This is a genomic window from Streptomyces sp. NPDC058231, assembly GCF_042882275.1.
In the GTDB taxonomy this organism is placed as follows: Bacteria; Actinomycetota; Actinomycetes; order Streptomycetales; family Streptomycetaceae; genus Streptomyces.
In genome coordinates this window covers 84,825-97,550 of the sequence record NZ_JBHVWN010000021.1, presented here as the reverse complement: position 1 = coordinate 97,550, position 12,726 = coordinate 84,825, and the positions used below count along the sequence as shown (strand labels likewise).

12 protein-coding genes are annotated in these 12,726 nt (G+C 71.6%); 2 read left to right on the top strand and 10 right to left on the bottom strand.

What is annotated here, in order from left to right; translation table 11 throughout:
• Window positions 1-138: 138 nt before the first annotated feature.
• Together ACFVXE_RS17180 and ACFVXE_RS17175 are read right to left on the bottom strand one after the other, a co-directional pair.
• Complete coding sequence (locus ACFVXE_RS17180; protein WP_063756076.1) at window positions 139-432, bottom strand: DUF3039 domain-containing protein; 294 nt, start codon at window positions 430-432, stop codon at window positions 139-141.
• 29 nt (window positions 433-461) lie between these two features.
• Window positions 462-1,022, bottom strand: a complete 561-nt coding sequence (locus ACFVXE_RS17175) for a YqgE/AlgH family protein (protein ID WP_266985091.1) — start codon at window positions 1,020-1,022, stop codon at window positions 462-464.
• Between the two features lie 277 nt (window positions 1,023-1,299).
• Here ACFVXE_RS17175 and murA point away from each other — a divergent pair, with 277 nt between their 5' ends.
• Window positions 1,300-2,640 (top strand): UDP-N-acetylglucosamine 1-carboxyvinyltransferase, encoded by a 1,341-nt coding sequence (gene murA, locus ACFVXE_RS17170; protein WP_389671949.1) that lies wholly within the window; start codon window positions 1,300-1,302, stop codon window positions 2,638-2,640.
• 211 nt (window positions 2,641-2,851) lie between these two features.
• Here murA and ACFVXE_RS17165 read toward each other — a convergent pair whose 3' ends face one another.
• The 6 genes from ACFVXE_RS17165 to ACFVXE_RS17140 form a co-directional block, all read right to left on the bottom strand.
• Complete coding sequence (locus tag ACFVXE_RS17165; protein WP_003968811.1) at window positions 2,852-3,133, bottom strand: HU family DNA-binding protein; 282 nt, start codon at window positions 3,131-3,133, stop codon at window positions 2,852-2,854.
• 311 nt (window positions 3,134-3,444) lie between these two features.
• The gene (locus ACFVXE_RS17160) at window positions 3,445-4,878 is read right to left on the bottom strand and encodes an NAD-dependent malic enzyme (protein WP_389671948.1); all 1,434 of its coding nucleotides are present in this window, start codon (window positions 4,876-4,878) and stop codon (window positions 3,445-3,447) included.
• Window positions 4,879-5,301: 423 nt separating this feature from the next.
• Window positions 5,302-7,701, bottom strand: a complete 2,400-nt coding sequence (locus ACFVXE_RS17155) for a HelD family protein (RefSeq protein ID WP_389671947.1) — start codon at window positions 7,699-7,701, stop codon at window positions 5,302-5,304.
• A 198-nt stretch (window positions 7,702-7,899) separates the two neighbouring features.
• A complete protein-coding gene (locus tag ACFVXE_RS17150) occupies window positions 7,900-8,811 on the bottom strand; it encodes a zf-HC2 domain-containing protein (RefSeq protein WP_389671946.1) in 912 nt (303 codons plus the stop codon).
• Window positions 8,808-9,395 (bottom strand): sigma-70 family RNA polymerase sigma factor, encoded by a 588-nt coding sequence (locus tag ACFVXE_RS17145; RefSeq protein ID WP_093776749.1) that lies wholly within the window; start codon window positions 9,393-9,395, stop codon window positions 8,808-8,810. Before ACFVXE_RS17145 ends, ACFVXE_RS17150 begins: the two co-directional genes overlap by 4 nt.
• Window positions 9,396-9,561: 166 nt before the next feature.
• Window positions 9,562-10,173: a CGNR zinc finger domain-containing protein gene (locus ACFVXE_RS17140; protein WP_389671945.1), complete on the bottom strand. Its 612-nt coding sequence runs from the start codon at window positions 10,171-10,173 to the stop codon at window positions 9,562-9,564.
• A 123-nt stretch (window positions 10,174-10,296) separates the two neighbouring features.
• On the opposite strand from ACFVXE_RS17140, the gene ACFVXE_RS17135 reads away from it, so the two are divergent.
• A complete protein-coding gene (locus ACFVXE_RS17135; RefSeq protein ID WP_389671944.1) occupies window positions 10,297-10,839 on the top strand; it encodes a GNAT family N-acetyltransferase in 543 nt (180 codons plus the stop codon).
• Between the two features lie 15 nt (window positions 10,840-10,854).
• On the opposite strand, the gene ACFVXE_RS17130 is transcribed toward ACFVXE_RS17135, so the two are convergent.
• Together ACFVXE_RS17130 and ACFVXE_RS17125 are read right to left on the bottom strand one after the other, a co-directional pair.
• The gene (locus ACFVXE_RS17130) at window positions 10,855-11,415 is read right to left on the bottom strand and encodes a GNAT family N-acetyltransferase (protein ID WP_389671943.1); all 561 of its coding nucleotides are present in this window, start codon (window positions 11,413-11,415) and stop codon (window positions 10,855-10,857) included.
• Window positions 11,416-11,505: 90 nt separating this feature from the next.
• Entirely contained in the window at window positions 11,506-12,648 is a 1,143-nt protein-coding gene (locus tag ACFVXE_RS17125) for a uroporphyrinogen-III synthase (protein WP_389671942.1), read from the bottom strand.
• Window positions 12,649-12,726 lie beyond the last annotated feature (78 nt).

The window sequence follows — 12,726 nt, the reverse complement described above, 5'->3', positions numbered from 1 at the left end:
TTACCCCCGCCCAAAACCCTTCCCGGGAGCCAGCCCCGCACCCACGGGGAGGGGGCCCCCGGGGCCCTGACGGCCCCGGGGGCCCCCCCCGCCGGCACCCCCGGGCCCCTCGGCCGGACGGCCGCCCGCTGCCGGGGACTACTTCTTGTCCTTGCCGCCCTTGCCCTTGTCCTTGTCGCCACCGGCGCCCATGGACTCGTAGATCTCCTTGCACATGGGGCAGACCGGATACTTCTTGGGGTCGCGCCCCGGTACCCAGACCTTGCCGCACAGGGCGACCACGGGAGTGCCCTCCAGGGCGCTCGCCATGATCTTGTCCTTCTGGACGTAATGGGCGTAGCGCTCGTGGTCGCCGTCGCCGCTCGACACCTGCGGCGTCGGCTCTACGAGGGTCCCCGTACCTGCCCCGCGCTCGGGCTCAAGAGTGCTCATAACTGCCAGGGTACTGAAAGCCCTGGCCTTCAGTTGAGCGAAGGGTCGTCCGGATAGGTGGCGATCATGGCGAGTTCGCTGCGCTGACGGCGCAGGACCGCCCGCCAGAGGTGTTCCGGGCGCGGCGAGGAGACGTCCCCGGGCTCCGACTCGACCACGTACCAGGCGCCCTCGGTCAGTTCGGTCTCCAGCTGTCCGGGGCCCCAGCCCGCGTACCCGGCGAAGATCCGCAGCGAGCCGAGCGCCGCTGCCAGCAGTTCCGGCGGCGCCTCCAGGTCCACCAGGCCGATCGCCCCGTAGACCCGGCGCCAGCCCAGCGGACCCTCGTCGCCGGGGATCACCGCGACGCCGAGCGCCGAGTCGAGCGAGACCGGACCGCCCTGGAAGACGACATCGGGCTCGCCCGTCAGGCCGGCCCAGGACTCGAGGATGTCGCCGACGCCGACCGGGGTCGGGCGGTTCAGGACCACGCCGAGCGAGCCCTCCTCGTCGTGGTCGAGGAGCAGCACCACCGCGCGGTCGAAATTCGGGTCCGCGAGGGCGGGTGTGGCCACGAGCAGTCGCCCTGTGAGCGAGGACACCTCGGTCATGGCAGAAATGATCCCGCATCTTCGCCGTCCGTGGGGACCAAGTGACGCACCCGGCGGGCGGCGGGGCCGGAGCGCAGCTCAGGGCGCACGGGTGTACGGGGAGCGCGCGGTTCGGGAGGCGGTTGCGGGCGGTGACCCTGCGCAAGCCTCGGCGAGCACAGCGTGTTGTGGCGAATCCCTTACGTTCGCACACCCCCCGCCGCCTTATGGAACGGGGGTGGGAGCCCATTACCCTTTCGATTGGCCCCCTGCCCGACCACTCCGGAACGCGAGATTCATGACCGGCACAGACGATGTCCTGCTTGTCCACGGCGGAACCCCGCTGGAGGGCGAGATCCGCGTCCGAGGCGCCAAGAACCTGGTGCCGAAGGCGATGGTCGCCGCGCTGCTCGGCAGCGGGCCCAGCCGGCTGCGCAACGTGCCCGACATCCGCGATGTGCGGGTCGTGCGCGGACTGCTGCAGCTGCACGGCGTGACGGTCCGCCCCGGTGACGAACCGGGTGAGCTGATCCTGGATCCCACCCATGTCGAGAGCGCGAACGTCGCCGACATCGACGCGCACGCGGGCTCCTCGCGCATCCCGATCCTCTTCTGCGGTCCGCTGCTGCACCGGCTGGGCCACGCGTTCATCCCGGGGCTCGGCGGCTGTGACATCGGCGGACGCCCGATCGACTTCCACTTCGACGTGCTGCGGCAGTTCGGCGCGACCATCGAGAAGCGGGCGGACGGCCAGTACCTGGAGGCCCCGCAGCGACTGCGCGGCACGAAGATCCGGCTGCCGTACCCGTCGGTGGGCTCCACCGAGCAGGTGCTGCTGACGGCCGTGCTCGCCGAGGGTGTCACCGAGCTGTCCAACGCGGCCGTGGAGCCGGAGATCGAGGACCTCATCTGCGTACTGCAGAAGATGGGCGCGATCATCTCGATGGACACCGACCGCACGATCCGGATCACCGGTGTCGACCGCCTCGACGGGTACACCCACCGGGCGATCCCGGACCGCCTGGAGGCGGCTTCCTGGGCGTCCGCGGCGCTGGCGACCGAGGGCAACATCTACGTGCGCGGCGCGCAGCAGCGCTCGATGATGACGTTCCTGAACACCTTCCGGCGGGTCGGCGGTGCCTTCGAGATCGACGACGAGGGCATCCGTTTCTGGCACCCGGGCGGCGCGCTGAACGCCATCGCCCTGGAGACGGACGTGCACCCCGGCTTCCAGACCGACTGGCAGCAGCCGCTGGTCGTGGCGCTGACGCAGGCCACGGGGCTGTCCATCGTCCACGAGACGGTGTACGAGTCCCGGCTCGGCTTCACCTCCGCGCTCAACCAGATGGGCGCGCACATCCAGCTCTACCGCGAGTGCCTGGGCGGCTCTGACTGCCGCTTCGGCCAGCGCAACTTCCTGCACTCGGCGGTCGTCTCCGGGCCGACGAAGCTCCAGGGCGCGGATCTGGTCATCCCGGACCTGCGGGGCGGGTTCTCGTACCTGATCGCGGCGCTGGCGGCGCAGGGCACCTCGCGGGTGCACGGGATCGACCTGATCAACCGCGGCTACGAGAACTTCATGGAGAAGCTGGAGAAGCTCGGGGCGAAGGTGGAACTGCCGGGCGGGGCGCTGGTCTGACGGGCCGGCCCACGGCTGAGCCGGGGGTCCGGGGCACTGCCCCGGGCCCCCGTTCCCGTTCCAGGATGCCTTCCTGAGCCTCTGAGGCCCTTCTGAGCCCTCTCCCGTACACCGGAAGGGCTCAGGGCCGGTTCTGCGGCCCTGCGCGGCCGGTACGCCGAAGGGCGGTCACCCTGGTCGGGGTGACCGCCCTCCGTCGTGCCTACGGGGCTTACTTGCCCTTGGCGGCTTCCTTGAGCTTCGAGCCCGCGGAGACCTTCACGCTGTAGCCGGCCGGGATGTTGATCGGGTCGCCGGTCTGCGGGTTACGAGCGGTGCGAGCGGCACGGTGGGTGCGCTCGAAGGTCAGGAAGCCGGGGATGGTGACCTTCTCGTCGCCCTTGGCGACGATCTCACCGACGGTCTCGGCGAGCGCGGCCAGCACGGCGTCGGCGTCCTTGCGGGTCACCTCGGCGCGGTCGGCCAGGGCGGCCACCAGCTCACTGCGGTTCATGTTGTTACTCCCGTGTTCTTCTTGCCTGTGAGGCGTGAGATCGAAGCCGATGCTGCCAGGGCCCTCGGACAGTCCCCGGACCCGGGTCTTAACGTCAGACCCTCGCGCCCGAATACGCATCCTGCCCCCACCTGCGGCGGGAAAGCCAATCCGGCACCCTCCGGAGTCACACGAAGAGCGCCACTGCCTCGCCGTGGTGACGTTCCGTCGACTCCCTGAAGCGGTCCGCAGCGGATGCGGGTTCTGCGGGGCTCGCTGCCCGCCCACCCTAAAGGGGCGTTTGGGGTGCGGCGACCCGCGACGCGCCGTGGTCAGGCCGACGTGGGGGCCGTCACAGCGGCCCCCGCGGACTTCGCGGCCGTCCGGACAGCACCGGCGACCGCGCCCGCGACCTTCTCGTTGAAGACCGACGGGATGATGTAGTTGGCGTTCAGCTCGTCCTCGGCGACGACGTCGGCGAGGGCGCCCGCCGCGGCGAGCATCATCTCCGTGTTGACCGTCCGGGACTGGGCGTCCAGCAGACCGCGGAAGACACCCGGGAAGACCAGCACGTTGTTGATCTGGTTCGGGAAGTCGGAGCGGCCGGTGGCGACAACTGCCGCGGTCTGGCGCGCGATTGCCGGGTCCACCTCGGGGTCCGGGTTCGCGAGCGCGAACACGATCGCGCCGTCCGCCATCGCCGCGACGTCGTCGCCGTCGAGCACGTTCGGGGCGGAGACGCCGATGAAGACGTCGGCACCCACGACAGCCTCCTTGAGGGTGCCGGTGACCGACTCGGGGTTGGTGTTGTCGGCGATCCAGCGCAGCGGCGAATCGGCGTCGGCGGAGACCAGGTCCTCTCGGCCCGCGTGCACCACACCGTGGATGTCGGCGACGACCGCGTGCTTGACGCCTGCGGCGATGAGCAGCTTCAGGATGGCCGTACCGGCTGCTCCGGCGCCGGACATGACGACCCGTACGTCCCCGATTCCCTTGCCCACCACGCGCAGCGCGTTGGTCAGCGAGGCCAGGACCACGATCGCGGTGCCGTGCTGGTCGTCGTGGAAGACCGGGATGTCCAGGGCCTCGCGCAGCCGCGCCTCGATCTCGAAGCAGCGGGGGGCGGAGATGTCCTCCAGGTTGATGCCCGCGAAGCCGGGGGCGATCGCCTTGACGATCTCGACGATCGCGTCGGTGTCCTGGGTGTCCAGGCAGATCGGCCACGCGTCGATGCCGGCGAACCGCTTGAAGAGGGCCGCCTTGCCCTCCATCACGGGCAGGGCCGCCATCGGGCCGATGTTGCCGAGGCCGAGCACCGCGGAGCCGTCCGTCACAACTGCGACGGAATTGCGCTTGATGGTGAGACGCCGGGCGTCCTCGGGGTTCTCGGCGATCGCCATGCAGACCCGCGCCACACCCGGGGTGTAGATCATCGAGAGGTCGTCACGGTTGCGGATGGGGTGCTTGGACGCCATCTCGATCTTGCCGCCGAGGTGCATCAGGAACGTACGGTCGGAGACCTTGCCCAGCACGACACCCTCGATGTCGCGCAGGCCTTCGACGATCTCGTCGGCGTGCGAGGTGGAGGAGGCCGCGATCGTGACGTCGATCCGCAGCTTCTCGTGACCGGAAGCGGTCACGTCGAGGCCGGTGACCGACCCGCCGGAGGACTCCACGGCCGTGGTGAGCTGGGAGACCGCTGTGCCGCTCGCGGGCACCTCCAGCCTGACCGTCATCGAGTACGAGACGCTGGGCGCCGTTGCCATGGCCGAGTCCTTCGCTTTCCCTAGCTTCATTGCTACGCGACCGGGGCACTCGCCTCGGACACGCTTCCCGATGTTCGCACCTACCGGCGAGTAGCCGGTAATGACTGCCACCTTTCGGAAAGCATTTTCCACCATACGAGATATGGCGGCCCTGTCGGTACCCCTGACCGGGTGCCGGCCCGCCGGGCCACGGCAGTGACCGGCCACGGAAACAAGAACAGACCCGCGCCACCAGAAGGTGACGCGGGCCTGTCTTTTCACTCAACGGCACCGACCCGCCATGCTCGCCTCGCGGCAAGTGGTCGCTCGTAGCGACGAAGGTTGGGCCCGGGGGCTTGGATCGAGCCGGTGCCGACACCAGGCTAACAAAGACCCCGCAGAAGTGATTCCCCCGGAGGGGCCGGACTTCCTGTGAGTCCCCGTTCAGTCCCTCAGCAGATCCGGCACACCGTCCTCGTCGGGCAGGTCCCGCTCCCCCGACACCACGGTGAGCTGCTGGGTCGCCCGGGTGAGTGCCACGTACAGCACGCGCAGACCGGCCGGTGACTCGTCGGCGATCTCAGCGGGCGACACGACGACCGTGGCGTCGTACTCCAGGCCCTTGGCCTCCAGGCTGCCCAGCGCCACCACCCGGTCGCCGAGCTCCGCGAGCCACTTGCGGGCCTGCGCGCGCCGGTTCATCGCGACGACCACGCCGACCGTGCCGTCCACCTCGCCGAGCAGCCGCCGCGCCTCCTCCCTCACCGCCCCGGCCAGGTCGCCGTCGCGCACGGTCTCGAAGCGGGGCTCCACACCCGTCGAACGGACCGCGGTCGGTGACTCCATTCCGGGCATCGCGAGTGTCAGGATCCTCGAAGCCAGCTCGGCGATCTCCGCCGGGTTGCGGTAGTTCACGGTGAGGGTGAATCGGCGGCGCGGGCGGTTGCCGAGCGCCTCGTCACGCGCCTCCGCCGCCTCGTCCGGGTCGGACCAGGAGGACTGCGCCGGGTCGCCGACGATCGTCCAGGTGGCCGTCCGGCCGCGGCGGCCGACCATGCGCCACTGCATGGGCGTCAGGTCCTGCGCCTCGTCGACGATGACGTGCGCGTACTCCGTGCGCTCCGCCGCGAGCCGCTCGGCGCGCTCGCGCTGGGTCTCCTCGCGCTGCGGCATCAGCTCCTCCAGCCCGGAGAGCTGGTCCAGCGGGTCGTACTCGCGCTTCTTCTTCGGCCGGTGCGGGGTGCCGAGCAGCATGTGCAGCTCGTCGAGGATCGCCACGTCGTGCACGGACAGGGGGCCCTGGCCCACGCTGTCGAGCCGCTTCAGCGAACGGGCGAGGCGGCGCACCTCGCCCTGGTTCAGGACCCGGCGCGCCCACCGGCCGAGCCGCCTCTCGTCGGCCATCGCGGCGAGCACCCCGCGCGGGGTGAGCTCGGGCCACCAGGCGTTCAGGAACTCCAGGAACGGCGTCTCGGTGGAGACGTCCTCGTCGAAGGAGGAGCGGAGTTCGGCGGCGAGCTCCGGATCGGTGTACCGGCCCCGGCCGGAGGACTTGTTCCAGAGTGCGTCCAGGAGCAGCCGGCGGGCGCGCGGGCGCAGCAGGTTGACCGGGGCGGTGCCGCCGAGGACGGCCTGCCGGATGCGGTGGAGCTCGTCGGCGTTCAGCTCGACCCGGACGCCGAAGGCGACGACGCGCAGGCGGGTGGGGGTGGTGAGGGGCGCGTCCGCGCCGTCCGCCGAGTCGTCGGGGTCCCCGAAGGACAGCTGGCCGTCCTGCTCGTCCTTGCGCGCGCCCGGGGACCGCGGCTGCTCCAGCGCCCCGCGGGCCGCCTTGCGGAGCACCTGGAGCATGCGGGACGAACCCTTGATCCGTGCAACGGCCGGTTCGTCGTACGTGGTGGCGCCCTCGACGCCCGCCGCCTCGTCGGAGAGGGAGCCGACCGCGCGGATCGCGACCTGCCCCTCCTCGCCGAGCGAGGGCAGCACACCTTCGGTGTACGCGACGAGGAGCGGGGTCGGTGAGACGACGAGGATGCCGCCCGCGTACCGCCGCCGGTCCTGGTAGAGCAGGTACGCGGCCCGGTGCAGGGCGACGGCGGTCTTCCCGGTGCCGGGTCCGCCGGAGACCTCGGTGACGGAGGCGGCGGGCGCCCGGATCACCATGTCCTGCTCGGCCTGGATGGACGAGACGATGTCCCGCATGGTGTGGCTGCGGGCCTGGCCGAGCGCCGCCATCAGTGCGCCGTCGCCGATGACGGGCAGTCTGTCGCCGTCCTTGTACGCGGTCAGCTCGGGGCGCATCAGGTCGTCCTCGACCCCGAGGACCTTGCGGCCCTTGGAGCGGATGACCCGGCGGCGCACCACCCGGCCCGGGTCCTTCGGCGTCGACCGGTAGAACGGTGCGGCGGCCGGTGCCCGCCAGTCGATGACCAGCGGCGCGTAGTCGGTGTCGAGGACCCCGATCCGGCCGATGTGCAGCGTCTCCGCGATATCGGCGGTGCTGTCCTCCCGCACGGCGTCGTCGGCCGGCTCGACGGAGGTGAACGCACCGTCCGGGCCGCGCTCGCCGTCCTTGCCCAGCAGCAGATCGATCCTCCCGAAGAGGAAGTCCTCGAACTCGCTGTTCAGCCGGTTGAGGTGGATCCCGGCCCGGAACACCTGGGCGTCGCGCTCGGCGAGCGCGCCGGGCGTACCCACCTGGCCGCGCTTGAGGGCGTCGTCCATGAGGAATTCCGCCTCGTGGATCTTCTCCTCAAGGCGGTGATAAACACGGTCGAGATGTTCCTGCTCGACACCGATTTCCCGGTCCCGCAACGAATCGACAGCGGCATCCTGCGCGGCCACCGAGGCCCCCTTCTGACGTGCATTGGGCAGCCGTCAACCCTATGCGAAGGGGACCCCTTCGCGCACCTGTCACAGGCCCGTACCGTGCGCGTCGAAGGTCTCGATTGCGCGTCGGCCCCCGATCACAGGTGTGTCCGGGGTCCGGTCGCGGAAATGACCGGGCTCCGGTCACGGGTGTGTCCGGGGTCCGGCCGGCGGCTATGCCTCGATGTCCACCAGCCGTTCGCCGTCGAAGGTGCGCACCTCGAAATGGTCTATGTCGGCGCGGTCCATCGCCGCCCCGCCGTGGACGTAGAGCGGGTACCGCGCGGCCGGGTGCGCGGAGTCCTTGATGCCGTAGCCCCACTTCGGTACGGACCAGGAGGTGACGACCTCCTCCTCACCGGACTTCGAGACGGCGATCAGGCTGCACTTCTGCGGGCCCTTGACGTTCTTGAGCTCCAGGACCGCGTGCGTGCCCCACGCCTTCTTCTCCATGCCGACGGTGGCGTCGACCTTGGTGGTGGGGTCGATCGCCTCCACCTTCTCCGACATGTGGTGGAAGAACGCGTCCTCCGCGGGGCTGGTCGGATGCGGGTCGGCCGCCTGGTTCGAGCCGCTGCCGCCGCCGGTGGCCACGACGGCGACGACCGGACCGCCGATGATCAGCGCCGCTGCCGCCGCCACCAGGTACATGCCGCGCCGCCTGCGCCGGGCCCGCTTGACCGCGACCTCGTCGACCAGCCGGTCGAGCAGACGGGGCGCGGGCGGCTCCGGGACGTACGGGACGGGGCGGGCGCCCGGCGCGCCGGCGGGGGCCTCGGCGAGCATCGCGAGCACGGGTTCCATCCCGGCGAACTCGTCCAGATGGGCGGCGCACAGCGCGCAGCCGGCCAGATGCGCCTCGAAGGCGGAGGCCTCCGCGTCGTCCAGGATGCCCAGGACGTATGCGCCGGCGGCGTCGTGCCCGGGACCTTCCACGGCACTGCCGGAACCGGCGCCCGCACCGAAGCCGCCGAAACCGCCGAAGTCGCCGGGACCGCCGGGGAAACCGGGGCGTCCGCCCGGACCCGCGGGGCCGGAGGGACCGGTCGGCCGGGGCCCGAAAGGCTCCCACTCGTGGTCGCTCATGCCGTGATCCCCCTCTCTTCGAGTGCGAGCTTCATCGAGCGCAGTGCGTAGAACACCCGGGAGCGCACGGTGCCGCTGGGTATGCCGAGCACCTCGGCAGCCTCGTTGACCGTACGTCCCTTGAAGTAGGTCTCGACCAATGCTTCCCGATGGGCAGGGGTCAAATCGTCGAGCGCATCCGAGAGCGTCATCAACCACAACGCCTTGTCAATCTCGTCCTCCGCGGGAATGACCTCCAGCGGCGACGGATCGACCTCGTGCGGCCGGGCCTGCCGGCTGCGGTGGCCGTCGATGACGATGCGCCGGGCGACCGTCACCAGCCAGGGGCGGACGGAGCCGGTCGCCCGGTTGAGCTGACCGGCGTTCTTCCAGGCACGGATGAGCGTTTCCTGCACCACGTCCTCGGCACGCTGACGGTCGCCGGCGACGAGGCGGAGCACGTACGCGAGCAGCGGTCCGGCGTGTTCGCGGTAGAGCGCCCGCATCAGCTCCTCGTCCGGGACGGCCGAGGGCGACGGGGGCGGCTCACTGCGATGTCGAGCCCTGTGCGGACGGTCATCGGCCACGGCCGCATCCTTGCGCACCCGAACCTCCCGGTCGAGACCCTGTGGAGCTCCCTGGCCATCGAATACGGAGGCGGACCACGATCCATTCAAAGCAGTTCCAAGATTCTTTACGGGCCCGCGCTCGCCGGGTGCCCGCTTCCTCCTTCCGCTCGCCGCCCGTACGCGTGGCTGTTCTCCCGCGTCGCTACCTTCCGGCGTCGGCCGGCACCGCGACCGCCGCCGCCCGACGGCGATGCCGGGCCACCCGCTCCCGGTTCCCGCACACCTCGCTGGAGCACCATCGCCGCCGCCGCCCGCGCGAGGTGTCGAGGTAGAGCCTGCGGCAGTTGTCGCCCTCGCAGCGGCGCAGGCCGGCCCGCGCCTCGGGATCCGTCACGAGTTCCACCGCGTCACGGGCGACAGCGGCCAGCAGCGCCCCGCAGTCGGGCCGGGCGCTGAGCGCCCGCACCAGCGTGCCGTTCCCGTCCCGCACGGCCCGCAGGCCCGGCGTCGGACCGGCGGCGAGTTCATTGATCCGCTCCAGCGAGCCGGCGGCTGCACGGCCGCCGAGTTCCGCGGTGAGCAGCCGGTCGACCCCCGTCCGCAGCCGCCGGAACCTCCTCACCCAGGTGTCGTCGACGCCGTCGAGAGCGGTGCCCGCCGGTACGAGTCCGCTGGCCACCAGCCACTCGGCCAGCCGGTCGGCCCCGTCGAGCAGTTCGCATGCGCCGGAGGTGCCGGTCCCCGTCGCCACCAGGTCCAGGCAGAGTCGCCCGGAGTCGAACCGCCAGTCGCACGAGCCTCTGCTCGCCGCCATGCGCATGTCACCGCCTTGGGGTCACCGGTGGGAAACCACCACCAGAGTGCCCCTCGACGGCCCGGCCCGTAACCCCTCCCGCCACACCGGGTCACGGCCGAAGTACCGGCGTACCGTGGCCTCATGGACGAAGATCTCCGCTCGGTGACCCTCGCTGCCGGCCCCTTGCTGCTGCGGCCCTGGTGCCGGGAGGACGTCCCGGCGCTGGTCGAGGCGTTCCACGACCGGTCACTGCGCAGCATGCCGCTGGCGGCCGTGACGGACGAGGCGGACGCGGAACGGTGGCTGCGGGAGCAGGCCGAAGGCCGGGAGTCCGGCAGCCGGATCAGCTTCGCCGTGGCCGACGCGGACTGCGGCGGCGATCCGGTCGGCCACGTGGTGCTGAAGTACCCGTCGCCCGGCTCCGGTTCGGCCGAGGTCGGCTACTGGACGGTGGCGCGGGCCCGCGGCCGCGGAGTCGCCCCCCGGGCGCTCGAAGCGCTCACCGGCTGGGCATTCACCGCGTTCGCCGCGGACGGTCTGCGGCGGCTCGAACTGATCCACCAGGAAGACAACGAAGCCTCGTGCCGGGTCGCGCTGAAGGCCGGGTACGCCTTCGCGGAGATCCTGCCGGCCCGCCCGCCGTGGCCGCTCGACGGACACCTGCACGTCCGTGAGGCGGCGTAGCGCCGGCCCTCGGGATCAGGCCGGTGGCCCGTCGTGCAGGATCCGCTGGAACAGGCGGTGGTCCCGCCACTCGCCGTCGATGTGCAGAAAACGCGGCGCCGTACCGAACTCCTCGAAGCCGCACTTGGCGAGCACCCGCTGCGAGGCCACGTTGTCGAGCACGGTCCCGGCCTCGATCCGGTGCAGCCGCAGCCCGTCCCTGGCCACCGCGCAGATCCGCTCGACGGCCGCGGTGGCCAGACCGCGGCCCGCGTACGTGACATCGACCCAGTAGCCGAGCACGGCACTGCAGAACGCCCCGTGCACGATGCCGGAGAGCGTGAAGGAACCGACCGCGCGGTCCTCGGCGTCGGCGAGCACCCAGCGCATGGCGCGCCCCGCCTCCCGGTCCGCCAGCACGTCGGCCAGGCGCTCCCGCTGCCCCTCCTCGGTGTAGAAGTCATCGGGCCGTGCGGGTTCCCAGGGCCGCATGTACGTACGGCTGCGGGTCAGCGACTCGGCGAGGGAGGCGGCGTCGTCCGGGGTGGCCGGGCGGAGTCGTACCTCCGCGTCGATCCGGTGGATGTCGTTGATCATCCCTGCACCGTAGCCCGGCTCGGACCCGGCCCGTTCGCCTGCTCCGTCCTCCTCGCGCCGCGCACGCCGCAGGTGTGCGCGGCCGCGCCCTCAGGAGTCCGCGTATTTGGCGTCCGCCGCCGGGTCCAGCGCCAGTCGGTAGCCGCGCTTGACGACCGTCTGGATCAGCCGCGGCACCCCGAGCGCCGTACGGAGCCGGGCCATCGCCGTCTCCACCGCGTGTTCGTCCGTACCGCTGCCCGGCAGGGCGCGCAGCAGTTCCGCGCGGGCCACCACCCAGCCCGGCCTGCGGGCCAGGGTGCGCATCAGCGCCATGCCGGCTGGCGGCACCGGGCGCAGCTCGTCGTCGACGAAGACGGCGTGGCCACGGATCTCGATCCGATGGCCGGCGACCGGCAACGTGCGGGCGCCGGCGGGCAGTTCGCGGCAGAGCAGCTGGACGAGCGGGCCGAGCCGGAAGCGTTCCGGCTGGATGGTGTCGATGCCGCGGGCCTGCAACGGCAGTGCGGTGACCGGGCCGACGCAGGCCGAGACGACATCGCCCTGCAGGGCGCCCAGAACGTCCGGGAGCAGGCCGCGCTTGTCGGCCCGGTTCAGGAAGGAGGCGGCGGCGGGGGCGCTGGTGAAGGTGAGGGCGTCCAGGCCGCGGGCGGCGGTGATGTCGAGCAGCCGGTCCAGCGGGGCGAGATCCTCGGGTTCCATCCAGCGGTAGACGGGTACGCCGACGACTTCGGCGCCGCCCGCCCGGAGCGACTCGACGAAGCCGGGCAGCGGTTCGCCGTGCAGCTGCAGGGCGATCCGGCGGCCCTCGACGCCCTCTTCGAGGAGCCGGTCCAGGACCTCGGCCATGGACTCGGACCCGGGCGACCAGTCCTCGACGAGTCCGGCGGCGCGGACCGCCCCCTTGACCTTCGGACCGCGGGCCAGCAGCTCCACGGTGCGCAGCCGGTCCACCAGCCGGTCGCCGAGACCCCAGCCGTCGGCGGCCTCGATCCAGCCCCGGAAGCCGATCGCGGTGGTCGCGACGACCACGTCGGGGACGTGGTCGATGAGTTCCTCGGTGGCGGCGAGGAGTTCGCTGTCGTCGGCGAGCGGCACGATACGCAGGGCCGGCGCGTGGACGACCGTGGCTCCCCGCCGCTGCAGCAGGGTGCCGAGCTCGTCAGCCCGCCGTGCGGCGGTCACCCCGACCGTGAACCCCGCCAGCGGCCCGTGCTGTTCGTCGTCGCGCATGTGGTCTACCCGGCTCTCGTCCCGCTGCTGCTCGATGTGCGGAGTGCCGAGCCTGCCAACGATGCGTGACAGGCTCGG